General features: G+C 53.7%; 18 protein-coding genes and 4 tRNA genes. 16 read left to right on the top strand and 6 right to left on the bottom strand.

The annotated features are described in order from the left end of the window. Genes dppC through dppF form a run of 3 tightly spaced genes read left to right on the top strand, consistent with a single transcriptional unit; the run spans position 1 to position 2,907 of the window. A complete protein-coding gene (gene dppC, locus SK54_RS00710; protein ID WP_017383569.1) occupies positions 1 to 903 on the top strand; it encodes a dipeptide ABC transporter permease DppC in 903 nt (300 codons plus the stop codon). Positions 904 to 913: 10 nt separating this feature from the next. Next, complete coding sequence (gene dppD / locus SK54_RS00705; protein ID WP_015569978.1) at positions 914 to 1,897, top strand: dipeptide ABC transporter ATP-binding protein; 984 nt, start codon at positions 914 to 916, stop codon at positions 1,895 to 1,897. Further along, positions 1,894 to 2,907, top strand: coding sequence for a dipeptide ABC transporter ATP-binding subunit DppF (dppF, locus tag SK54_RS00700; RefSeq protein ID WP_017383568.1), 1,014 nt, complete (start codon positions 1,894 to 1,896; stop codon positions 2,905 to 2,907). Before dppD ends, dppF begins: the two co-directional genes overlap by 4 nt. 42 nt (positions 2,908 to 2,949) lie before the next feature. Here the strand turns inward: dppF and coaA are convergent, their stop codons facing one another. Then, complete coding sequence (coaA, locus tag SK54_RS00695) at positions 2,950 to 3,900, bottom strand: type I pantothenate kinase (protein ID WP_015569977.1); 951 nt, start codon at positions 3,898 to 3,900, stop codon at positions 2,950 to 2,952. Between the two features lie 317 nt (positions 3,901 to 4,217). Here coaA and SK54_RS00690 point away from each other — a divergent pair. From SK54_RS00690 to rpoC, 13 genes are all read left to right on the top strand, one after another. Continuing rightward, a tRNA-Thr gene (locus SK54_RS00690) sits at positions 4,218 to 4,293 on the top strand. Between the two features lie 8 nt (positions 4,294 to 4,301). Then, positions 4,302 to 4,386 (top strand) — tRNA-Tyr (locus SK54_RS00685). Positions 4,387 to 4,502: 116 nt separating this feature from the next. Further along, positions 4,503 to 4,577: transfer RNA gene (locus SK54_RS00680), tRNA-Gly, on the top strand. A 6-nt stretch (positions 4,578 to 4,583) separates the two neighbouring features. Further along, positions 4,584 to 4,659 (top strand) — tRNA-Thr (locus tag SK54_RS00675). Positions 4,660 to 4,777: 118 nt separating this feature from the next. Next, a complete protein-coding gene (tuf, locus tag SK54_RS00670) occupies positions 4,778 to 5,962 on the top strand; it encodes an elongation factor Tu (protein ID WP_023323999.1) in 1,185 nt (394 codons plus the stop codon). Positions 5,963 to 6,189: 227 nt separating this feature from the next. Further along, the gene (secE, locus tag SK54_RS00665; RefSeq protein ID WP_003862342.1) at positions 6,190 to 6,573 is read left to right on the top strand and encodes a preprotein translocase subunit SecE; all 384 of its coding nucleotides are present in this window, start codon (positions 6,190 to 6,192) and stop codon (positions 6,571 to 6,573) included. Position 6,574: 1 nt separating this feature from the next. Continuing rightward, on the top strand, positions 6,575 to 7,120 hold the full coding sequence (gene nusG, locus SK54_RS00660) for a transcription termination/antitermination protein NusG (protein ID WP_003862341.1): 546 nt from the start codon (positions 6,575 to 6,577) through the stop codon (positions 7,118 to 7,120). A gap of 156 nt (positions 7,121 to 7,276) precedes the next feature. Beyond that, positions 7,277 to 7,705, top strand: a complete 429-nt coding sequence (gene rplK / locus SK54_RS00655; protein ID WP_003862340.1) for a 50S ribosomal protein L11 — start codon at positions 7,277 to 7,279, stop codon at positions 7,703 to 7,705. Between the two features lie 3 nt (positions 7,706 to 7,708). Beyond that, positions 7,709 to 8,413 (top strand): 50S ribosomal protein L1, encoded by a 705-nt coding sequence (gene rplA, locus SK54_RS00650; protein WP_006810530.1) that lies wholly within the window; start codon positions 7,709 to 7,711, stop codon positions 8,411 to 8,413. Positions 8,414 to 8,702: 289 nt separating this feature from the next. Next, the gene (gene rplJ, locus SK54_RS00645; protein WP_003862338.1) at positions 8,703 to 9,200 is read left to right on the top strand and encodes a 50S ribosomal protein L10; all 498 of its coding nucleotides are present in this window, start codon (positions 8,703 to 8,705) and stop codon (positions 9,198 to 9,200) included. Between the two features lie 66 nt (positions 9,201 to 9,266). Beyond that, a complete protein-coding gene (rplL, locus tag SK54_RS00640; protein WP_002445276.1) occupies positions 9,267 to 9,632 on the top strand; it encodes a 50S ribosomal protein L7/L12 in 366 nt (121 codons plus the stop codon). Positions 9,633 to 9,951: 319 nt separating this feature from the next. Next, positions 9,952 to 13,980, top strand: coding sequence for a DNA-directed RNA polymerase subunit beta (gene rpoB, locus SK54_RS00635; protein ID WP_008503453.1), 4,029 nt, complete (start codon positions 9,952 to 9,954; stop codon positions 13,978 to 13,980). 76 nt (positions 13,981 to 14,056) lie between these two features. Continuing rightward, positions 14,057 to 18,280, top strand: coding sequence for a DNA-directed RNA polymerase subunit beta' (gene rpoC / locus SK54_RS00630; RefSeq protein WP_017384083.1), 4,224 nt, complete (start codon positions 14,057 to 14,059; stop codon positions 18,278 to 18,280). Between the two features lie 115 nt (positions 18,281 to 18,395). Here the strand turns inward: rpoC and SK54_RS00625 are convergent, their stop codons facing one another. The 5 genes from SK54_RS00625 to thiG form a co-directional block, all read right to left on the bottom strand. Then, complete coding sequence (locus SK54_RS00625) at positions 18,396 to 18,713, bottom strand: PTS lactose/cellobiose transporter subunit IIA (protein WP_003862327.1); 318 nt, start codon at positions 18,711 to 18,713, stop codon at positions 18,396 to 18,398. After that, a complete protein-coding gene (locus tag SK54_RS00620) occupies positions 18,713 to 19,021 on the bottom strand; it encodes a PTS sugar transporter subunit IIB (protein WP_010425948.1) in 309 nt (102 codons plus the stop codon). The genes SK54_RS00625 and SK54_RS00620 overlap by 1 nt, the downstream gene beginning before the upstream one ends. Positions 19,022 to 19,201: 180 nt before the next feature. Next, positions 19,202 to 20,743, bottom strand: a complete 1,542-nt coding sequence (locus tag SK54_RS00615; protein WP_048246568.1) for a sensor domain-containing diguanylate cyclase — start codon at positions 20,741 to 20,743, stop codon at positions 19,202 to 19,204. A gap of 338 nt (positions 20,744 to 21,081) precedes the next feature. After that, positions 21,082 to 22,209 (bottom strand): 2-iminoacetate synthase ThiH, encoded by a 1,128-nt coding sequence (thiH, locus tag SK54_RS00610; RefSeq protein ID WP_015569973.1) that lies wholly within the window; start codon positions 22,207 to 22,209, stop codon positions 21,082 to 21,084. After that, positions 22,209 to 22,976: a thiazole synthase gene (gene thiG, locus SK54_RS00605; RefSeq protein WP_015569972.1), complete on the bottom strand. Its 768-nt coding sequence runs from the start codon at positions 22,974 to 22,976 to the stop codon at positions 22,209 to 22,211. Before thiG ends, thiH begins: the two co-directional genes overlap by 1 nt. Position 22,977 lies beyond the last annotated feature (1 nt).

The following is a 22,977-nucleotide window of genomic DNA, read 5'->3' as shown; positions in this document are numbered from 1 at the left end:
ATGTCACAAGTTACTCAAAATAAAGTGGTCACCGCACCGGTGCCAATGACGCCGATGCAGGAGTTCTGGCACTACTTCAAGCGCAACAAAGGCGCGGTCGTCGGGCTGGTGTATGTTTCCATCATGATCCTGATTGCGGTGTTTGCGAACTTCCTTGCGCCGTATAACCCGGCTGATCAGTTCCGCGATGCGCTGCTGGCACCTCCTGCATGGCAGGACGGCGGAAGCCTGACGCACCTGCTGGGCACCGACGACGTGGGCCGCGATGTGCTGTCGCGCCTGATGTACGGCGCACGCCTGTCGCTGCTGGTTGGCTGCCTCGTTGTCGTACTGTCGCTGATCATGGGGATCGTACTCGGCCTGGTGGCAGGCTACTTCGGCGGCATTGTTGATAACATCATCATGCGCGTCGTCGACATTATGCTGGCATTGCCAAGCCTGCTGCTGGCGCTGGTGCTGGTGGCGATCTTTGGTCCGTCGATTGGTAACGCCGCGCTTGCGCTGACGTTTGTTGCGCTACCGCATTACGTGCGTCTGACCCGTGCGGCGGTGCTGGTGGAAGTGAACCGGGACTACGTTACCGCCTCTCGCGTGGCGGGTGCCGGTGCTATGCGTCAGATGTTTATCAATATCTTCCCAAACTGCCTTGCGCCGCTGATTGTTCAGGCGTCGCTCGGTTTCTCTAACGCCATTCTTGATATGGCCGCTCTTGGCTTCCTTGGCATGGGTGCGCAGCCGCCAACACCGGAGTGGGGCACCATGCTCTCCGACGTGTTGCAGTTCGCGCAAAGCGCCTGGTGGGTCGTCACCTTCCCGGGTCTGGCGATTCTGCTGACGGTGCTGGCATTTAACCTGATGGGTGACGGTCTGCGTGATGCACTTGATCCCAAACTGAAGCAGTAAGAGGCACGAGATGGCGTTATTAAATGTAGATAAATTATCCGTGCACTTTGGCGACGAAGGCACACCGTTTCGCGCCGTGGACCGCATCAGCTACAGCGTTAATCAGGGCGAAGTGGTCGGGATTGTAGGAGAGTCGGGCTCCGGTAAGTCAGTGAGTTCGCTGGCGATTATGGGGCTGATTGACTACCCCGGTCGCGTGATGGCGGAAAATCTGGAGTTCAACGGTCAGGATCTGAAGCGCATTTCCGAAAAACAGCGCCGCCAGCTGGTGGGCGCGGAAGTGGCGATGATCTTCCAGGACCCCATGACCAGCCTGAACCCATGCTACACCGTCGGTTTCCAGATTATGGAAGCCATTAAGGTGCATCAGGGCGGGAATAAGAAAACCCGTCGCCAGCGTGCTATCGATCTGCTGAACCTGGTGGGGATACCTGACCCAGCATCGCGTCTGGACGTTTACCCGCATCAGCTTTCCGGCGGCATGAGCCAGCGCGTGATGATCGCCATGGCGATTGCCTGTCGACCAAAACTGCTGATTGCGGATGAACCAACTACCGCGCTGGACGTAACCATCCAGGCGCAAATCATCGAGCTGCTGCTGGAGTTGCAGCAGAAAGAGAATATGGCGCTGGTGCTGATTACGCACGACCTGGCGCTGGTGGCGGAAGCGGCACACAAAATCATCGTGATGTATGCGGGTCAGGTAGTGGAGACCGGAAGTTCGCACGATATCTTCCGCGCGCCGCGTCACCCGTATACGCAGGCGTTACTGCGCGCGCTGCCGGAGTTTGCCCAGGACAAAGCGCGTCTGGCGTCACTGCCGGGTGTGGTTCCGGGTAAATATGACCGTCCGCAGGGCTGCCTGCTGAATCCGCGCTGCCCGTATGCGACGGATAAATGCCGCGCCGAGGAGCCAGAGCTGAATCTGCTGGCCGATGGTCGGCAGTCAAAATGCCACTACCCACTCGATGATGCCGGGAGGCCAACACTATGAGTACGCACGAGGCCACCACGCAACAGCCGCTGTTGCAGGCTATCGACCTGAAAAAACATTACCCGGTGAAGAAGGGGATTTTTGCCCCCGAGCGCCTGGTAAAAGCGCTGGACGGCGTCTCCTTCAGCCTTGAACGCGGTAAAACGCTGGCGGTCGTCGGGGAGTCGGGCTGTGGAAAATCCACGCTGGGCCGTCTGCTGACGATGATCGAAACGCCAACCGGCGGCGAGCTTTACTATCAGGGCCAGGATCTGCTCAAGCACGATCCGCAGGCGCAGAAGCTGCGTCGTCAAAAAATCCAGATTGTGTTCCAGAACCCGTACGGTTCTTTAAACCCGCGTAAAAAAGTGGGGCAGATTCTGGAAGAGCCGCTGCTGATTAACAGCAATCTGAGCAAAGAGCAGCGTCGTGAAAAAGCGCTGGCGATGATGGCGAAGGTGGGGCTTAAAACCGAGCATTACGATCGCTACCCGCATATGTTCTCTGGCGGTCAGCGTCAGCGTATTGCCATCGCCCGTGGGCTGATGCTTGACCCGGACGTGGTGATTGCCGATGAGCCGGTCTCAGCGCTTGACGTGTCCGTACGTGCGCAGGTGCTTAACCTGATGATGGATTTACAGCAGGATCTGGGACTGTCGTACGTCTTCATCTCCCATGACCTGTCCGTGGTTGAGCACATTGCCGATGAGGTGATGGTGATGTATCTGGGACGCTGCGTGGAGAAGGGGACGAAAGATCAGATCTTTACTAACCCGCGTCATCCGTATACGCAGGCGCTGCTGTCTGCAACGCCGCGGCTGAACCCGGATGACCGCCGGGAGCGCATTAAGCTGACCGGCGAGTTGCCAAGCCCGCTTAACCCGCCGCCGGGATGTGCGTTCAACGCCCGCTGCCGTCGCCGCTTCGGCCCGTGCACGCAGTTGCAGCCACAACTGAAGGATTATGGCGGACAGCTGGTGGCCTGCTTCGCGGTCGATCAGGATGAAAACGGCGAAAAGCCGCAGGCATAAAGAAAAAAACCGGCGATAAGCCGGTTTTTTTACGTCTGAGGTCTACTTCCGTAAACGAATCTGGTCAACGGCGTGTTTCTCACTCTTGGTGAGGATCAGGCTTGCACGTTCGCGCGTCGGCAGGATGTTCTCTTTGAGGTTGACGTAGTTGATCTCATTCCACAGCCCGGTCGCCACGCTGATAGCCTCTTCTTCAGAGAGCTGGGCGTAGTTGTGGAAGTAGGAATCCGGGTCGGTGAACGCGCCTTCGCGGAACTTCAGGAAGCGGTTGATATACCAGCGTTGCAGCAAATCTTCCGGCGCATCGACATAAATTGAGAAATCGACAAAGTCAGAGACAAACACATGATGCGGATCGTGAGGATAATCCATCCCGCTTTGCAGGACGTTTAAGCCTTCCAGAATCAGGATGTCGGGCTGCACAACCGTTTTGTCGCCATCCGGGATGCGGTCGTAGATCAGATGCGAGTAAACCGGCGCGGTAACGTGAGGTACGCCCGATTTTAGATCTGAAACAAACTTTACCAGGCGGTGCATATCATAAGAGAGCGGGAAGCCCTTCTTTTTCATCAGGCCGCGTTCTTTCAACACCTCGTTGGGATGCAGGAAGCCGTCGGTGGTGATCAGCTCCACGCTGCGGTGTTCCGGCCAGCGGCTCAGCAGCGCCTGTAGCACGCGCGCGGTGGTACTTTTACCCACTGCCACGCTGCCCGCAATACTGATGATATAAGGAATACGTTGACCGTTCGTGCCGAGGAACTGTTCCAGTACGGCCTGACGGCGCAAATTGGAGCTGATATAGAAGTTAAGCAAGCGAGAAAGGGGGAGATAGATTTCTGCCACCTCTTCCAGGGAGAGATCTTCGTTTATCCCTTTTAGCCGTGCGATTTCACCTTCCGTCAGTGTCATAGGGACGGAGTCACGCAGGGCTGCCCACTGGCTACGGTTAAACTGAAGATAGGGCGTCATTAACGTTTGCTCTTTTTTGCTCATAAGCATGCTTCTGTGAACCATCACGAAACGGCGGGTGCGGGCTCATCACATAGTTAATTTTGGACAATGGGCAGGAGGTTAACACCAGATGAGAGGAATAATAAGAAAAAATATGGGAAAGCGATGCTTAACCGGGCAGGCATCACCTGGGGCTATAGCGTGCCGAAATCAGGCATTCATGTTGAATTTTTAACCGTGAGCGGATGAATTTACAGCGGTTAGCCCTGGTTTCGAATAAAATGTGAGCGAAAGAACGTTTTATGCAATTTTTTAGTTGCATGACTGCGCAGGTCTCCATAGAATGCGCGCTACTTGATGCCGACTTAGCTCAGTAGGTAGAGCAACTGACTTGTAATCAGTAGGTCACCAGTTCGATTCCGGTAGTCGGCACCATCAAGTCCGGTGGGGTTCCCGAGCGGCCAAAGGGAGCAGACTGTAAATCTGCCGTCACAGACTTCGAAGGTTCGAATCCTTCCCCCACCACCACTTTCTGGCAGCGACAACGCCGCCGGAGCTGGTTGGAAAAATTGACCAGCTCGAACAGAAAAGAGAGAAATCTCTTTTTTTGTTACAGAAAGAACTGGGTAGCCGAGTTTCAGGATGCGGGCATCGTATAATGGCTATTACCTCAGCCTTCCAAGCTGATGATGCGGGTTCGATTCCCGCTGCCCGCTCCAATACGTGCTGATATGGCTCAGTTGGTAGAGCGCACCCTTGGTAAGGGTGAGGTCCCCAGTTCGACTCTGGGTATCAGCACCACTTCACTTCTCCCTCCCTTTCTCTCTGTTTCAATGTAAATGTATTCAACAGTTCAGGCATTTTCGCCTGGTTGATGTGGTGATATCACCGATTTATCCGTGTCTTAGAGGGACAATCGATGTCTAAAGAAAAGTTTGAACGTACAAAACCGCACGTTAACGTCGGTACTATCGGCCACGTTGACCATGGTAAAACAACGCTGACCGCTGCAATCACTACCGTACTGGCTAAAACCTACGGCGGTGCTGCTCGTGCTTTCGACCAGATCGATAACGCACCAGAAGAAAAAGCTCGTGGTATCACCATCAACACCTCTCACGTTGAGTATGACACCCCGACTCGCCACTACGCACACGTAGACTGCCCAGGCCACGCCGACTATGTTAAAAACATGATCACCGGTGCTGCGCAGATGGACGGCGCGATCCTGGTTGTTGCTGCGACTGACGGCCCTATGCCTCAGACTCGTGAGCACATCCTGCTGGGTCGTCAGGTAGGCGTTCCTTACATCATCGTGTTCCTGAACAAATGCGACATGGTTGATGACGAAGAGCTGCTGGAACTGGTAGAGATGGAAGTTCGTGAACTGCTGTCTCAGTACGATTTCCCAGGCGACGACACTCCAATCGTTCGTGGTTCCGCGCTGAAAGCGTTGGAAGGCGACGCAGAGTGGGAAGCGAAAATCATCGAACTGGCTGGCTTCCTGGATTCTTACATCCCAGAACCAGAGCGTGCGATTGACAAGCCATTCCTGCTGCCAATCGAAGACGTATTCTCCATCTCCGGTCGTGGTACCGTTGTTACCGGTCGTGTAGAGCGCGGTATCATCAAAGTTGGTGAAGAAGTTGAAATCGTTGGTATCAAAGAGACTGCGAAGTCTACCTGTACTGGCGTTGAAATGTTCCGCAAACTGCTGGACGAAGGCCGTGCTGGTGAGAACGTTGGTGTTCTGCTGCGTGGTATCAAACGTGAAGAAATCGAACGTGGTCAGGTTCTGGCGAAGCCAGGCTCAATCAAGCCACACACCAAGTTCGAATCTGAAGTGTACATTCTGTCCAAAGACGAAGGCGGCCGTCATACTCCGTTCTTCAAAGGCTACCGTCCACAGTTCTACTTCCGTACAACTGACGTGACCGGTACCATCGAACTGCCAGAAGGCGTAGAGATGGTAATGCCAGGCGACAACATCAAGATGGTTGTGACGCTGATCCACCCAATCGCGATGGACGACGGTCTGCGTTTCGCAATCCGTGAAGGCGGCCGTACCGTTGGCGCGGGCGTTGTTGCTAAAGTTCTCGGCTAATCGCTGATAACATTTGACGCAATGCGCAATAAAAGGGCATCATTTGATGCCCTTTTTGCACGCTTTCACATCAGAACCTGGCTCATCAGTGATTAATTTTGTCATAATCATTGCTGAGACAGGCTCTGCGGAGAGCGTATAATACGAAAAGCGAATAGCATTTCGATTGGTTTGCCTCGCACACGCGGGGTGAAAATGTTTGTAGAATACTTCTGACAGGTTGGTTTATGAGTGCGAATACCGAAGCTCAAGGGAGCGGGCGCGGCCTGGAAGCGATGAAATGGGTAGTTGTAGCCGTGCTGCTGATTGTGGCGATTGTCGGCAACTATCTTTATCGTGACATGATGCTGCCGCTACGCGCGCTTGCAGTGGTAATTCTGATTGCTGCGGCGGGTGGTGTCGCGCTGTTGACGACGAAAGGCAAAGCGACCGTTGCGTTTGCCCGCGAAGCGCGTACCGAGGTCCGCAAGGTCATTTGGCCGACTCGCCAGGAAACATTGCACACCACGCTGATTGTAGCGGCGGTAACCGCTGTAATGTCACTGATCCTGTGGGGACTGGATGGTATTCTGGTTCGCCTGGTATCCTTTATCACTGGCCTGAGGTTCTGAGATGTCTGAAGCCCCTAAAAAGCGCTGGTACGTCGTTCAGGCGTTTTCCGGTTTTGAAGGCCGCGTAGCTACGTCGCTGCGTGAGCATATCAAATTACACAATATGGAAGAGTTATTTGGCGAAGTTATGGTTCCGACCGAAGAAGTGGTTGAGATCCGTGGCGGCCAACGTCGCAAAAGCGAGCGTAAATTCTTCCCGGGTTACGTGCTGGTTCAGATGGTGATGAACGACGCGAGCTGGCACCTGGTGCGCAGCGTACCACGCGTGATGGGCTTTATCGGCGGCACATCTGACCGTCCGGCGCCAATCAGCGACAAAGAAGTTGATGCGATTATGAACCGCCTCCAGCAGGTTGGTGATAAACCGCGTCCGAAAACGCTGTTTGAACCGGGTGAGATGGTTCGTGTTAACGACGGTCCGTTTGCTGACTTCAATGGCGTCGTCGAAGAAGTGGACTACGAGAAGTCCCGCCTGAAAGTTTCCGTTTCTATCTTTGGTCGTGCGACCCCGGTAGAGCTGGACTTTGCTCAGGTAGAAAAAGCCTAAGCAGCGATCAAAAAAGCGACGATTTAATCGTTGCACAGGGCGCGAGATTGGAATACAATTTCGCGCCTTTTGTTTTTATGGGCCCCGGCCCGTAAAACGAATTTTATTCACGGGGAGCCTCTCCGAGGCGTTATTACCCAATCAGAGGATTTTAGAATGGCTAAGAAAGTACAAGCCTACGTCAAGCTGCAGGTTGCAGCAGGTATGGCGAACCCAAGTCCACCAGTTGGTCCAGCTCTGGGTCAGCAGGGTGTGAACATCATGGAATTCTGTAAAGCGTTCAACGCCAAAACTGAATCCATGGAAAAAGGTCTGCCAATCCCAGTTGTAATCACTGTTTACGCTGACCGTTCTTTCACTTTCGTTACCAAAACCCCTCCAGCAGCAGTTCTGCTGAAGAAAGCAGCGGGCATCAAGTCTGGTTCCGGTAAGCCGAACAAAGACAAAGTGGGTAAAATTTCCCGCGCTCAGTTGCAGGAAATCGCGCAGACCAAAGCTGCCGACATGACTGGTTCCGACATTGAAGCGATGACTCGCTCCATCGAAGGTACTGCACGTTCCATGGGCCTGGTAGTGGAGGACTAAGAAATGGCTAAACTGACCAAGCGCATGTCCGTGATCCGTGACAAAGTTGATGCGACCAAACAGTACGACATCAACGAAGCTATCGCTCTGCTGAAAGAACTGGCAACTGCTAAGTTCGTTGAAAGCGTTGACGTTGCCGTTAACCTGGGCATCGACGCTCGTAAATCCGATCAGAACGTTCGTGGCGCAACTGTACTGCCACACGGTACTGGCCGTTCCGTACGCGTAGCTGTATTTGCTCAGGGTGCAAACGCTGAAGCTGCTAAAGCTGCCGGCGCTGAACTGGTAGGTATGGAAGATCTGGCTGATCAGATCAAGAAAGGCGAAATGAACTTTGACGTTGTTATTGCTTCTCCAGATGCAATGCGCGTTGTTGGCCAGCTGGGCCAGGTTCTGGGTCCACGCGGCCTGATGCCAAACCCGAAAGTGGGTACTGTAACGCCTAACGTTGCTGAAGCGGTTAAGAACGCTAAAGCAGGTCAGGTTCGTTACCGTAACGACAAAAACGGCATCATCCACACCACCATCGGTAAAGTGGACTTTGACGCTGACAAACTGAAAGAAAACCTGGAAGCTCTGCTGGTTGCGCTGAAAAAAGCAAAACCAACTCAGGCGAAAGGCGTGTACATCAAGAAAGTTAGCATCTCCACCACCATGGGTGCAGGTGTTGCAGTTGACCAGGCTGGCCTGAGCGCTGCTGCAAACTAATGCCTTTACGTGGGCGGTGATTTTGTCTACAATCTTACCCCCACGTTTGCTAACAAAAGTTAGCGGCTAAAAGAATTGTTCGTTGGAGCCTGGCCTATCCAGGCCTCCGTCGAAGACCGCAGGTGTTTCGCAAGAAACTTAATCCCCTGCGTAGACGGTGACAGAACGCTAAGATTATTTTAAATACTCTGGCTTGTTTCTGCTCACCGTATTAAGACGCTCTTCCCGTTGGGTCGAGTGAAGTGAGTTCCGGAACATGAGTTCCGGCAAACATCCAGGAGCAAAGCTAATGGCTTTAAATCTTCAAGACAAACAAGCGATTGTTGCTGAAGTCAGCGAAGTAGCCAAAGGCGCGCTGTCTGCAGTAGTTGCGGATTCCCGTGGCGTTACTGTAGACAAAATGACTGAACTGCGTAAAGCAGGTCGTGAAGCTGGCGTATACATGCGTGTTGTTCGTAACACCCTGCTGCGTCGCGTAGTTGAAGGTACTCAGTTCGAGTGCCTGAAAGACACGTTTGTTGGTCCGACCCTGATTGCATACTCTATGGAACACCCGGGCGCTGCTGCTCGTCTGTTCAAAGAGTTCGCGAAAGCGAATGCAAAATTTGAGGTCAAAGCTGCAGCCTTTGAAGGTGAGTTGATCCCGGCATCGCAAATCGATCGCCTGGCAACCCTGCCGACCTACGAAGAAGCAATTGCACGCCTGATGGCAACCATGAAAGAAGCTGCGGCTGGCAAACTGGTTCGCACTCTGGCTGCTGTACGCGATGCGAAAGAAGCTGCTTAATCGCAGTTATCTTTATAAAGCATTTGCTTACGTATAAACTTATTCTGATTTTCAGGAACAATTTAAATGTCTATCACTAAAGATCAAATCATTGAAGCAGTAGCAGCTATGTCCGTAATGGACGTTGTAGAGCTGGTTTCTGCAATGGAAGAAAAATTCGGTGTTTCTGCTGCTGCTGCTGTAGCTGTAGCTGCGGGCCCGGCTGAAGCTGCTGAAGAAAAAACTGAATTCGACGTAATTCTGAAAGCTGCTGGCGCGAACAAAGTTGCTGTAATCAAAGCAGTACGTGGCGCAACTGGCCTGGGTCTGAAAGAAGCTAAAGACCTGGTAGAATCTGCTCCAGCTGCGCTGAAAGAAGGCGTGAGCAAAGACGACGCAGAAGCACTGAAAAAATCTCTGGAAGAAGCTGGCGCTGAAGTTGAAGTTAAATAAGCCAACTTTTCTGGTTGCAGCCTAAGTAATTAGGCTGATGGCTGGTGACTTTTTAGTCACCAGCCTTTTTGCGCTGTAAGGCATCAGCAGCATTTCACACTGTTTGACTGCTGGTTGTCCTGACAATGCTTGTTTCTATCGACGACTTAATATACTGCGACAGGGTGCTCGCTCTGTGTAAATCGCAATGAAATGGTTTAAGCGTGATAGCAACAGGTATTGCGGAAAGTATTCAATTTTCCGGTCCACAAAATGGTGTTGCACAAACTGTCCCTTCGTCGGACAGATGGGTCGACTTGTCAGCGAGCTGAGGAACCCTATGGTTTACTCCTATACCGAGAAAAAACGTATTCGTAAGGATTTTGGTAAACGTCCACAAGTTCTGGACATTCCATATCTCCTTTCTATCCAGCTTGACTCGTTCCAGAAGTTTATCGAGCAAGATCCTGAAGGGCAGTACGGCCTGGAAGCAGCCTTCCGTTCCGTGTTCCCGATTCAGAGCTACAGCGGTAATTCCGAGCTGCAGTACGTCAGCTACCGCCTTGGCGAACCGGTGTTTGACGTTCAGGAATGTCAGATCCGTGGCGTGACCTATTCCGCACCGCTGCGCGTAAAACTGCGTCTGGTGATCTACGAGCGCGAAGCGCCGGAAGGCACCGTAAAAGACATTAAAGAACAAGAAGTCTACATGGGTGAAATTCCACTCATGACGGACAACGGTACTTTCGTTATCAACGGTACTGAGCGTGTTATCGTTTCCCAGCTGCACCGTAGCCCGGGTGTCTTCTTCGACAGCGATAAAGGTAAAACGCACTCTTCCGGTAAAGTACTGTATAACGCACGCATCATTCCTTACCGTGGTTCATGGCTGGACTTCGAATTCGATCCAAAAGACAACCTGTTTGTCCGTATCGACCGTCGTCGTAAGCTGCCTGCAACCATCATTCTGCGTGCACTGAACTATACCACTGAGCAGATCCTGGACCTGTTCTTTGAGAAAGTGATCTTTGAAATCCGCGACAACAAATTGCAGATGGAGTTGGTGCCGGAACGTCTGCGTGGTGAGACCGCGTCGTTCGACATCGAAGCCGACGGCAAAGTGTATGTGGAAAAAGGTCGCCGTATCACCGCGCGCCACATCCGCCAGCTGGAAAAAGATGATATCAAACACATCGAAGTTCCGGTTGAATACATTGCAGGAAAAGTAGCCGCGAAAGATTACGTTGATGAATCAACTGGCGAGCTGATCTGCCCGGCGAACATGGAGCTGAGCCTGGATCTGCTGGCTAAGCTGAGTCAGGCTGGCCACAAACGTATCGAAACGCTGTTCACCAACGATCTGGATCACGGTCCGTACATCTCTGAGACTGTACGCGTCGACCCAACCAACGATCGTCTGAGCGCGCTGGTCGAAATCTACCGCATGATGCGTCCTGGTGAGCCACCAACTCGCGAAGCGGCTGAAAGCCTGTTCGAGAACCTGTTCTTCTCCGAAGACCGCTACGATCTGTCCGCGGTTGGTCGTATGAAGTTCAACCGTTCTCTGCTGCGCGACGAAATCGAAGGTTCCGGTATCCTGAGCAAAGACGACATCATTGAAGTGATGAAGAAGCTCATCGATATCCGTAACGGTAAAGGCGAAGTGGACGATATCGACCACCTCGGCAACCGTCGTATCCGTTCCGTAGGCGAAATGGCGGAAAACCAGTTCCGCGTTGGCCTGGTACGTGTAGAGCGTGCGGTGAAAGAGCGTCTGTCTCTGGGCGATCTGGATACCCTGATGCCTCAGGATATGATCAACGCCAAGCCGATTTCTGCGGCAGTGAAAGAGTTCTTCGGTTCCAGCCAGCTGTCTCAGTTCATGGACCAGAACAACCCGCTGTCTGAGATCACACACAAACGTCGTATCTCCGCACTCGGCCCAGGCGGTCTGACCCGTGAACGCGCAGGCTTTGAAGTTCGAGACGTACACCCGACTCACTACGGTCGCGTATGTCCAATCGAAACGCCTGAAGGTCCAAACATCGGTCTGATCAACTCCCTGTCCGTGTACGCACAGACGAACGAATACGGTTTCCTCGAGACCCCGTATCGTAAAGTGACCGACGGTGTTGTTACTGACGAAATTCATTACCTGTCTGCTATTGAAGAAGGCAACTACGTTATCGCTCAGGCGAACTCCAACCTGGATGACGAAGGCCACTTTGTAGAAGATCTGGTTACCTGCCGTAGCAAAGGCGAATCCAGCTTGTTCAGCCGCGACCAGGTTGACTACATGGACGTATCCACCCAGCAGGTGGTATCCGTCGGTGCGTCCCTGATCCCGTTCCTGGAACACGATGACGCCAACCGTGCATTGATGGGTGCGAACATGCAACGTCAGGCCGTTCCAACTCTGCGTGCTGATAAGCCGCTGGTTGGTACCGGTATGGAACGTGCTGTTGCCGTTGACTCTGGTGTTACAGCAGTTGCTAAGCGTGGCGGTACCGTTCAGTACGTTGACGCATCCCGTATCGTTATCAAAGTTAACGAAGACGAGATGTATCCGGGCGAAGCGGGTATCGACATCTACAACCTGACCAAATACACCCGTTCTAACCAGAACACCTGTATCAACCAGATGCCATGTGTGTCTCTGGGTGAGCCAGTTGAGCGCGGCGACGTGCTGGCAGACGGTCCGTCCACCGACCTCGGTGAACTGGCGCTCGGTCAGAACATGCGCGTAGCGTTCATGCCGTGGAACGGTTACAACTTCGAAGACTCCATCCTCGTCTCCGAGCGTGTGGTTCAGGAAGATCGTTTCACCACCATCCACATTCAGGAACTGGCATGTGTGTCCCGTGACACCAAGCTGGGGCCAGAAGAGATCACCGCTGACATCCCGAACGTGGGTGAAGCTGCGCTCTCTAAACTGGATGAATCCGGTATTGTTTACATCGGCGCGGAAGTGACCGGCGGTGACATTCTGGTTGGTAAGGTCACGCCGAAAGGCGAAACCCAGCTGACGCCAGAAGAGAAACTGCTGCGTGCTATCTTCGGTGAGAAAGCGTCTGACGTTAAAGACTCTTCTCTGCGCGTACCAAACGGTGTTTCCGGTACGGTTATCGACGTTCAGGTCTTCACCCGTGACGGCGTTGAGAAAGATAAGCGTGCGCTGGAAATCGAAGAGATGCAGCTCAAACAGGCTAAGAAAGACCTGTCTGAAGAACTGCAAATCCTCGAAGCAGGTCTGTTCAGCCGTATCTATGCGGTGCTGGTTGCCGGTGGCGTTGAAGCTGAGAAGCTCGACAAACTGCCACGCGATCGCTGGCTGGAACTGGGCCTGACCGACGAAGAGAAACAGAATCAGCTGGAACAGCTGGCTGAGCAGTATGACGAACTGAAACACGAGTTCGAGAAAAAACTCGAAGCGAAACGCCGCAAAATCACTCAGGGCGACGATCTGGCACCAGGCGTGCTGAAGATTGTTAAGGTGTATCTGGCTGTTAAACGTCAGATCCAGCCTGGTGATAAGATGGCAGGTCGTCACGGTAACAAGGGTGTTATCTCTAAGATCAACCCGATCGAAGATATGCCGCACGATGCTAACGGTACGCCGGTAGATATCGTACTGAACCCACTGGGCGTACCGTCTCGTATGAACATCGGTCAGATTCTGGAAACCCACCTGGGTATGGCTGCGAAAGGTATCGGCGATAAGATCAACGCCATGCTGAAACAGCAGCAGGAAGTCGCGAAACTGCGCGAGTTCATCCAGCGTGCCTACGATCTGGGTACCGACGTTCGTCAGAAAGTCGACCTGAACACCTTCAGCGATGAAGAAGTGCTGCGTCTGGCAGAGAACCTGCGCAAAGGTATGCCAATTGCAACGCCGGTATTCGACGGTGCAAAAGAAGCTGAAATTAAAGAGCTGCTGCAACTGGGTGGTCTGCCAACGTCTGGCCAGATTACGCTGTTTGACGGCCGTACCGGTGAACAGTTCGAGCGTCCGGTAACCGTAGGTTACATGTACATGCTGAAACTGAACCACCTGGTCGACGACAAGATGCACGCTCGTTCTACCGGTTCTTACAGCCTGGTTACTCAGCAGCCGCTGGGTGGTAAGGCTCAGTTCGGTGGTCAGCGCTTCGGGGAGATGGAAGTGTGGGCGCTGGAAGCATACGGCGCAGCATACACCTTGCAGGAAATGCTCACCGTTAAGTCTGATGACGTGAACGGTCGTACTAAGATGTATAAGAACATCGTAGACGGCAACCATCAGATGGAACCGGGCATGCCAGAATCCTTCAACGTACTGTTGAAAGAGATTCGTTCGCTGGGTATCAACATCGAACTGGAAGACGAGTAATTCTCGCTCAAACAGGTCACTGCTGTCGGGTTAACGCCCGACAGCAGAGTGTGCTAACTCCGACGGGAGCAAATCCGTGAAAGACTTATTAAAGTTTCTGAAAGCGCAAACTAAAACCGAAGAGTTTGATGCGATCAAAATTGCTCTGGCTTCGCCAGACATGATCCGTTCATGGTCTTTCGGTGAAGTTAAAAAGCCGGAAACCATTAACTACCGTACGTTCAAACCTGAGCGTGACGGCCTTTTCTGTGCGCGTATTTTCGGGCCAGTAAAAGATTACGAGTGCCTGTGCGGTAAGTACAAGCGCCTGAAACACCGTGGTGTGATCTGTGAGAAGTGCGGCGTTGAAGTGACCCAGACCAAAGTACGCCGTGAGCGTATGGGCCACATCGAGCTGGCGTCTCCGACCGCTCACATCTGGTTCCTGAAATCTCTGCCGTCCCGTATCGGTCTGCTGCTGGATATGCCGCTGCGCGATATCGAACGTGTTCTGTACTTCGAATCTTATGTGGTTATCGAAGGCGGGATGACCAATCTGGAACGTAACCAGATCCTGACCGAAGAACAGTATCTGGACGCGCTGGAAGAGTTCGGTGACGAATTCGACGCGAAGATGGGTGCGGAAGCTATCCAGGCCCTGCTGAAGAGCATGGATCTGGAGCAAGAGTGTGAAACTCTGCGCGAAGAGCTGAACGAAACCAACTCCGAAACCAAGCGTAAAAAGCTGACCAAGCGTATCAAACTGCTGGAAGCGTTCGTTCAGTCTGGTAACAAACCAGAGTGGATGATCCTGACCGTTCTGCCGGTTCTGCCGCCAGATCTGCGTCCGCTGGTTCCGCTGGATGGTGGTCGTTTCGCAACGTCGGATCTGAACGATCTGTACCGTCGCGTGATCAACCGTAACAACCGTCTGAAACGTCTGCTGGATCTGGCTGCGCCGGACATCATCGTACGCAACGAAAAACGTATGCTTCAGGAAGCAGTCGATGCCCTGTTGGATAACGGTCGTCGTGGTCGTGCGATCACCGGTTCTAACAAACGTCCTCTGAAATCTTTGGCCGACATGATCAAAGGTAAGCAGGGTCGTTTCCGTCAGAACCTGCTCGGTAAGCGTGTTGACTACTCCGGTCGTTCTGTAATCACCGTAGGTCCATACCTGCGTCTGCATCAGTGCGGTCTGCCGAAGAAAATGGCACTGGAGCTGTTCAAACCGTTCATCTACGGCAAGCTGGAACTGCGTGGCCTCGCCACCACCATCAAAGCCGCGAAGAAAATGGTTGAGCGTGAAGAAGCTGTCGTTTGGGATATCCTGGACGAAGTGATCCGCGAACACCCGGTACTGCTGAACCGTGCACCAACTCTGCACCGTCTGGGTATCCAGGCCTTTGAGCCAGTCCTGATCGAAGGTAAAGCGATCCAGCTGCACCCGCTGGTTTGTGCGGCCTATAACGCCGACTTCGATGGTGACCAGATGGCTGTTCACGTACCGCTGACGCTGGAAGCCCAGCTCGAAGCGCGTGCGCTGATGATGTCTACCAACAACATCCTGTCTCCAGCGAACGGTGAACCTATCATCGTTCCTTCTCAGGACGTTGTACTGGGTCTGTACTACATGACCCGTGACTGTGTTAACGCCAAAGGCGAAGGCATGGTGCTGACTGGCCCGAAAGAAGCTGAGCGTATTTATCGCGCTGGCCTGGCCTCTCTGCATGCGCGCGTTAAAGTGCGTATCACCGAATACGAAAAAGATGAAAACGGCGAGTTCGTTGCGCACACCAGCCTGAAAGACACGACCGTTGGCCGTGCCATTCTGTGGATGATCGTACCGAAAGGTCTGCCTTTCTCCATCGTCAACCAGGCGCTGGGCAAGAAAGCGATCTCCAAAATGCTGAACACCTGTTACCGCATTCTGGGTCTGAAGCCGACCGTTATCTTCGCTGACCAGACAATGTACACCGGCTTTGCTTATGCAGCGCGTTCAGGTGCATCTGTTGGTATCGATGACATGGTCATCCCAGAGAAGAAACACGAGATCATCTCTGAAGCGGAAGCTGAAGTTGCTGAGATCCAGGAGCAGTTCCAGTCTGGTCTGGTAACCGCAGGCGAACGTTACAACAAAGTTATCGATATCTGGGCTGCGGCGAACGATCGTGTATCTAAAGCGATGATGGATAACCTGCAAACCGAAACCGTGATTAACCGTGACGGCGTAGAAGAGCAGCAGGTCTCCTTCAACAGCATCTACATGATGGCCGACTCCGGTGCGCGTGGTTCTGCGGCACAGATTCGTCAGCTGGCAGGTATGCGTGGTCTGATGGCGAAGCCAGATGGCTCCATCATCGAAACGCCAATCACCGCGAACTTCCGTGAAGGTCTGAACGTACTCCAGTACTTCATCTCCACGCACGGTGCGCGTAAAGGTCTGGCGGATACCGCACTGAAAACGGCGAACTCCGGTTATCTGACGCGTCGTCTGGTTGACGTTGCGCAGGATCTGGTCGTCACCGAAGACGATTGTGGCACCCTCGAAGGTATCACCATGACCCCGGTTATCGAGGGTGGTGATGTTAAAGAGCCGCTGCGCGATCGCGTACTGGGTCGTGTGACCGCGGAAGACATTCTGAAGCCGGGCACCGCAGACATTCTGGTTCCACGCAACACCCTGCTGCACGAACAGTGGTGTGACCTGCTGGAAGCGAACTCTGTTGACTCCGTGAAAGTGCGTTCCGTTGTATCCTGTGACACCGACTTTGGTGTGTGTGCGCACTGCTACGGTCGTGACCTGGCGCGTGGCCACATCATCAACAAAGGTGAGGCTATCGGCGTTATCGCGGCACAGTCCATCGGTGAGCCGGGTACACAGCTGACGATGCGTACGTTCCACATCGGTGGTGCGGCATCTCGTGCGGCTGCTGAATCCAGCATCCAGGTGAAAAACAAAGGTAGCATCAAGCTCAGCAACGCGAAGTCGGTTGTGAACTCCAGCGGTAAACTGGTTATCACTTCCCGTAACACCGAGCTGAAGCTGATCGACGAATTCGGTCGTACCAAAGAGAGCTATAAAGTGCCTTACGGTGCGGTTATGGCGAAAGGTGATGGCGAGCAGGTTGCTGGCGGTGAAACCGTTGCAAACTGGGATCCACACACCATGCCGGTTATCACCGAAGTAAGTGGTTTCATCCGCTTCACTGACATGATCGACGGCCAGACCATTACTCGTCAGACCGACGAGCTGACCGGTCTGTCTTCTCTGGTGGTTCTGGATTCTGCTGAACGTACTACCGGCGGTAAAGATCTGCGTCCTGCACTGAAAATCGTTGATGCTCAGGGCAACGACGTTCTGATCCCTGGTACCGATATGCCTGCGCAGTACTTCCTGCCGGGTAAAGCGATTGTACAGCTGGAAGATGGCGTACAGATCAGCTCTGGTGACACCCTGGCGCGTATTCCTCAGGAATCCGGCGGTACCAAGGACATCACCGGTGGTCTGCCACGCGTTGCGGACCTGTTCGAAGCACGTCGTCCGAAAGAGCCTGCGATCCTGGCTGAAATCAGCGGTATCATCTCCTTCGGTAAAGAGACCAAAGGTAAGCGCCGCCTGGTTATTACGCCAGTAGATGGCAGCGAGCCGTACGAAGAGATGATTCCTAAGTGGCGTCAGCTCAACGTGTTCGAAGGTGAACGCGTAGAACGTGGTGACGTGGTTTCCGATGGTCCAGAAGCGCCGCACGACATCCTGCGTCTGCGTGGTGTGCATGCTGTTACCCGTTACATTGTTAACGAAGTACAGGACGTATACCGTCTGCAAGGCGTTAAGATTAACGATAAACACATTGAAGTTATCGTTCGTCAGATGCTGCGTAAAGCAACCATCGAAAACGCGGGCAGCTCCGACTTCCTGGAAGGCGAGCAGGTTGAATACTCACGCGTTAAGATCGCTAACCGCGATCTGGAAGCGAACGGCAAAATCGGTGCGACCTTCGCACGCGATCTGCTGGGTATCACCAAAGCGTCTCTGGCAACCGAGTCCTTCATCTCTGCTGCATCGTTCCAGGAAACCACTCGTGTCCTGACCGAAGCGGCTGTTGCAGGTAAACGTGATGAACTGCGCGGTCTGAAAGAGAACGTTATCGTGGGTCGTCTGATCCCGGCCGGTACCGGTTATGCGTACCACCAGGATCGTATGCGTCGTCGCGCAGCGGGCGAACTGCCAGCTGCACCGCAGGTGACTGCCGAAGATGCATCCGCGAGCCTTGCAGAACTGCTGAACGCAGGTCTGGGCGGTTCCGACAACGAGTAATCGTTGATGCCCGGTAGGTAAAATTACCGGGCATATGAATCACAGGTCGGGTAAGCGTAGCGCCACCCGACAATAAAAAACCCGCCTCGGCGGGTTTTTTTACATCTGTATGTCTTCAGTTCACTAACGGGATACGTCGATAAAGCTCAATCATATCGCCCGCCAGATCCTGAATAACCATCGCGTTCATCAGGTGATCCTGAGAGTGAACGGTGATCAGGTTAACCGGAAGTTTCCCGGTCCCTTCATCAAGACCGATAAGCTGCGTCTGGATCGTATGCGCATGTTTCACATATTCACGCGATTCTTCCATCGCTTTCTCGGCTTCATCAAAGTCGCCTTTTCGCGCCATCTGCAACGCCGTCAGGGCCGCGCTGCGCGCTGCGCCTGCGTTGACCAGCAGTTCCATAATCGTGGTTTCTAAGTCTTCCATTATGACTCCAGAAGTTTGAGCGCTTTTTCCAGTACGGCATCACCTTTCATCATGCCGTAATCCATCATGTCGATGACCGCAACCTTTTTTCCGAGCGGATCGGCCTGCGCCTGGAGTTTTGCCTGTTCGTATTTAACCTGTGGCCCCAGTAATACGATATCAGCCGTCGCGATGTTATCTTTAAACTCCGCGACCGGAACGGCTTTAATGGTTACTTCGACTCCTTTTTTCTGCGCGGCATCTTTCATACGTTGAACCAGCATGCTGGTTGACATTCCCGCTGCACAGCATAAAACGATGTTCTTCATAGTCAGCCTCGATCTACATGTGTTTATTGATAATTATCCCGTGCAGACCGCTTCAACAACCGCTTTACCGCGATTGTGTGTCAGGCATCACAAAGAAATCGGCATTTTCCTGAAACCGGTTACAATTTTACAGCGGAGAGCATTCTGCCCGTCAGATCGGGCAGAATTTGAGGAAGGGTATTATCGGCAGGCCGTGCTTACGATGCGGTTTTTACCCTGTTGTTTAGCGGTATACAGCGCTTCATCTACGCTACCGATAAATTGTTCCAGCGGTTCGAAGTGCCACTCCCCCATCCCGGCGCTGAAGGTCACTCGCAGATTCTCTTCCCGCCAGGTCCGCTTTTCAACGGCGGTGCGCCAGGCTTCCAGTAGCGTGTGCGCGGAGTTCATCAGCTCGGCCGGGAATATCACGCCGAACTCTTCTCCACCGTAGCGGTAAACGGAAACGTGGTGCGGCTGCATGATCTGAATACCTTCCCGCGCCACGTTGCGCAGCACAATATCCCCGCTCAGGTGGCCCCAGGTGTCGTTAATGGATTTGAAGTTATCGATGTCGATCAGCGCCAGAACGAAGGGTTGATGAGCGGTCAGCAGCTCATCCACATCGTTATCGAACGCACGGCGATTTTTGCAGCCTGTCAGCGCATCATGGGTGGCCTGACGGACATAGGCCAGCTCGCGTTCTTTATTGGTTCGAATGGTATGGCTGAGCATCGCCTCAAGGCGTGGTGCCTGGTTGACGTCGCCGGTTTTGATGGCGTTGATAATGTTCATCAGCACAGAACGCGAGGCATGACGAAGGTAAAGCCCGAACAAAATGATGATGATTGCCGCCAGCGCAAATCCCCAGCCGACGACGGTGGTTTCATGCCGGGTGATGACGGTAAGCGTGGCATCGGAGACCCGATAAATCACAAACCAGTCCGGATTGGTGAAAGAGTAGTAGTAATACCAGGTTTTACTTTTGGGGTCGAAAAGATGGCCTTCGCCGCTGGTCATTTTGTCCATCAGCGCTTCGCTTACGTACTGCTTAAAGAGCGCCCCCGTGTCCGGATGCAGCACAACGGCGCCGTCACGCTCCACGACAAAAAACTCACCCTGAACCGGCGCCACCATCTGGCGCAGGGTATACCCCATGGACGTTAAATCAAGATGGAAAGCGAGCGTGCCCTTCAGACGGCCTTCCGGTGAAATGACCGGCTTATAGAGGGTGACAGTAGGATGTTGGGTGAAATAGTCCAGATAGGGGCGGGTGTAGTGAGGAAAGTTGCTGGCTTCCGCTTGCCCGACAAACCATGGGCGGGTTCTGGCGTCGAACGACTTACTTTTCTCCGTTGGCAGCACTTCCGGCGCGCGCAGATGGCGCCCTTCTGTGTCCGCCAGAGAGATAGACGACACCGTCGGCATCAGGTTCTGCAAATGCATCAACATCTGCAAACCGTGTGTCGGATCGATATTTATTGTCTGATTTACTCTGTCGTTACGGGCGAAGTACATCGCAGCGCGACCAAGAATATAGTCATTTTCTCGCAGGATGGATTCGGTATAGTTCACCGCCAGATTATGGGTGAAATTACCATTAATTTTATGATAATCCTCAAGAAAATCCTTTCTCTGTGAAAGGATGACCAGGATGGCGATCAGCGCGAAACTGAACAGGATCCCCGCGAAGCTGACCATAATTGGCCGGGTAAAAGAGAGCTTTTTACTGTGGAGTGCCATGAGTTGTACATCAATCCAGATGGTAGACGCGTTGCGTCTGTCGATACCCTCAGCATAGTCGCTGTCCGGTTGCTGGTAGTAAATTATACAGAAGGCGATTACCGACGAGATGATTTATCTTAAGCGTAGATAAGAAACGACGTATTTATTGTATCAATTGAATTTTGTTTAAGAGGCGGAGGGCAGGGCGAAACGAGGAAGAAGCATTTTCACCCTGGTCAGCGTCCGTTGCTGACGTGGTAAAGCATAAGAAAACCGGGCAGATCGCCTCAATCGCCCGGTTATGATCTTACGAGCCGCCTCGTAACCTTTTCGCATTTTTGCAGACAGTTTCAGCGCTAATGCGAGGCTCTTCCCAGCCAGCTATCCCAGTCTTTCCACACCGGCTGGAGCCCCTGTGCAGTCAGGGCTTCCGCCACCGCTTCGGGCCGTCGGCCGTCGTGCGGTGCAAACTGTTCCAGTTCCGGGTGATCGTCCGCGTAACCGCCCGGCTGCGTTTTGGAAAAGGCGCTGACGTTATTGATCGCCAGCGGGATCGCGCGGTCGCGAAACGCGGGGGATTCACGCGTGGAGAGCGACAATTCCACTTCCGGCGCGAACAGGCGAAATGCACACAGGGTTTGCACCAGCTGGCGCTCATCCATCAGCGAGGCGGGTTCAACGCCTCCCGTACAGGGACGCAGCCGCGGGAAAGAGATGGAATAGCGGCTTTGCCAGTACTGCTGCTGTAGCCACAGCAGATGCTCCGCCACCATATAGCAGTCCACCCGCCAGCTGTCGGACAGACCGATAAGCGCGCCCAGCCCAATTTTATCGATACCGGCGCGCCCCAGCCTGTCCGGCGTTTCCAGCCGGAAGATGAAATCCTGCTTCTTCCCTTTCAGGTGATGCCGGGCATAGGTCGCCTCATGGTAGGTTTCCTGATAAACCATTACGCCGTCCAGCCCGAGGGTTTTCAGCTCCGCATATTCCTCCTGCGACAGAGGCTGCACTTCCATTTGCAACGAGGCAAATTCGCGGCGGATGGCCGGAAGATGCTGGCGAAAATAGTCCATCCCCACTTTGCCCTGATGTTCACCCGTCACCAGCAGGAGATGTTCAAAACCCATCTCACGAATAGCCGCACACTCGCGGGCGATCTCATGCTCATCCAGCGTTTTACGCTTAATACGGTTGCTCATGGAGAAACCACAGTAGGTGCAGTCATTGGCGCACAGATTAGAAAGATAGAGCGGCACGTAAAAGCTCACCGTGTTGCCAAAACGCTGGCGGGTGAGGCGTTGCGCGCGCTGGGCCATCGGTTCAAGGTACGCGCTGGCTGCCGGAGAAAGCAGGGCCATCAAATCCTCGCGCGTCAAATGTTTGGCTGTTAATGCCCGCTCTACGTCCGCAGAGGTTTTACTGTTGATGCGTAAGGCAATATCGTCCCAGTTAAGCTGACGCCAGCGATCGGTAAAGGTAGCCATCAGAGCGCCTCCAGAAAATCGGTCAGCGGGCTGGTGGCCTGCGCCTGAACACTGCGCGAGCCGGGGCCGGACTGCCGAGCCAGCAGACCGGACTCCACGGCAAGGCGGAACGCACGCGCCATCATCACCGGGTCGTCGGCCACCGCAATCGCGGTATTGACCAGCACCGCATCGGCCCCTATCTCCAGCGCCTGCGCGGCGTGACTGGGTACGCCGATGCCCGCATCCACCACCACGGGCACGGTCGCCTGCTCAATAATGATTTCCAGCATCGCGCGGGTCTCCAGCCCCTGGTTGGAGCCAATGGGGGCGCCCAGCGGCATTACGGCCGCGCAGCCGACCTCTTCCAGACGCTTACAGAGCACGGGGTCGGCACCACAGTAGGGCAGAACGGTGAATCCCTGCTGCACCAGCTTCTCTGCCGCTTTCAGGGTTTCGATCGGATCGGGCAACAGCCAGCGGGCGTCCGGATGAATTTCCAGCTTCAGCCAGCGGGTGCCGAGCGCTTCCCGCGCCAGTTGCGCAGCGAAAATTGCTTCCTCGGCCGTTTTCGCACCGGAGGTATTTGGTAAGAGCGTCACGCCTGCCTCCAGTAACGGCGCAAGTATGGCATCGTTGTGCTGACGCAGATCCACGCGCTTCATCGCCAGCGTCACCAGCTGGCTGCCGCTTTCACGAATGGCATCCACCATCAGTTGCGGGGAGGCGAATTTTCCGGTTCCGGTAAACAGATGTGAATCAAAGACTTTGTCGGCAATACGTAACATC

It is taken from the genome of Enterobacter sp. MGH120 (assembly GCF_001037725.1).
GTDB classification, from domain to species: Bacteria; Pseudomonadota; Gammaproteobacteria; order Enterobacterales; family Enterobacteriaceae; genus Enterobacter; species Enterobacter hormaechei_C.
Note: the sequence above shows the minus strand (reverse complement) of the source record. Positions and strands in the feature narration are given on the sequence as shown.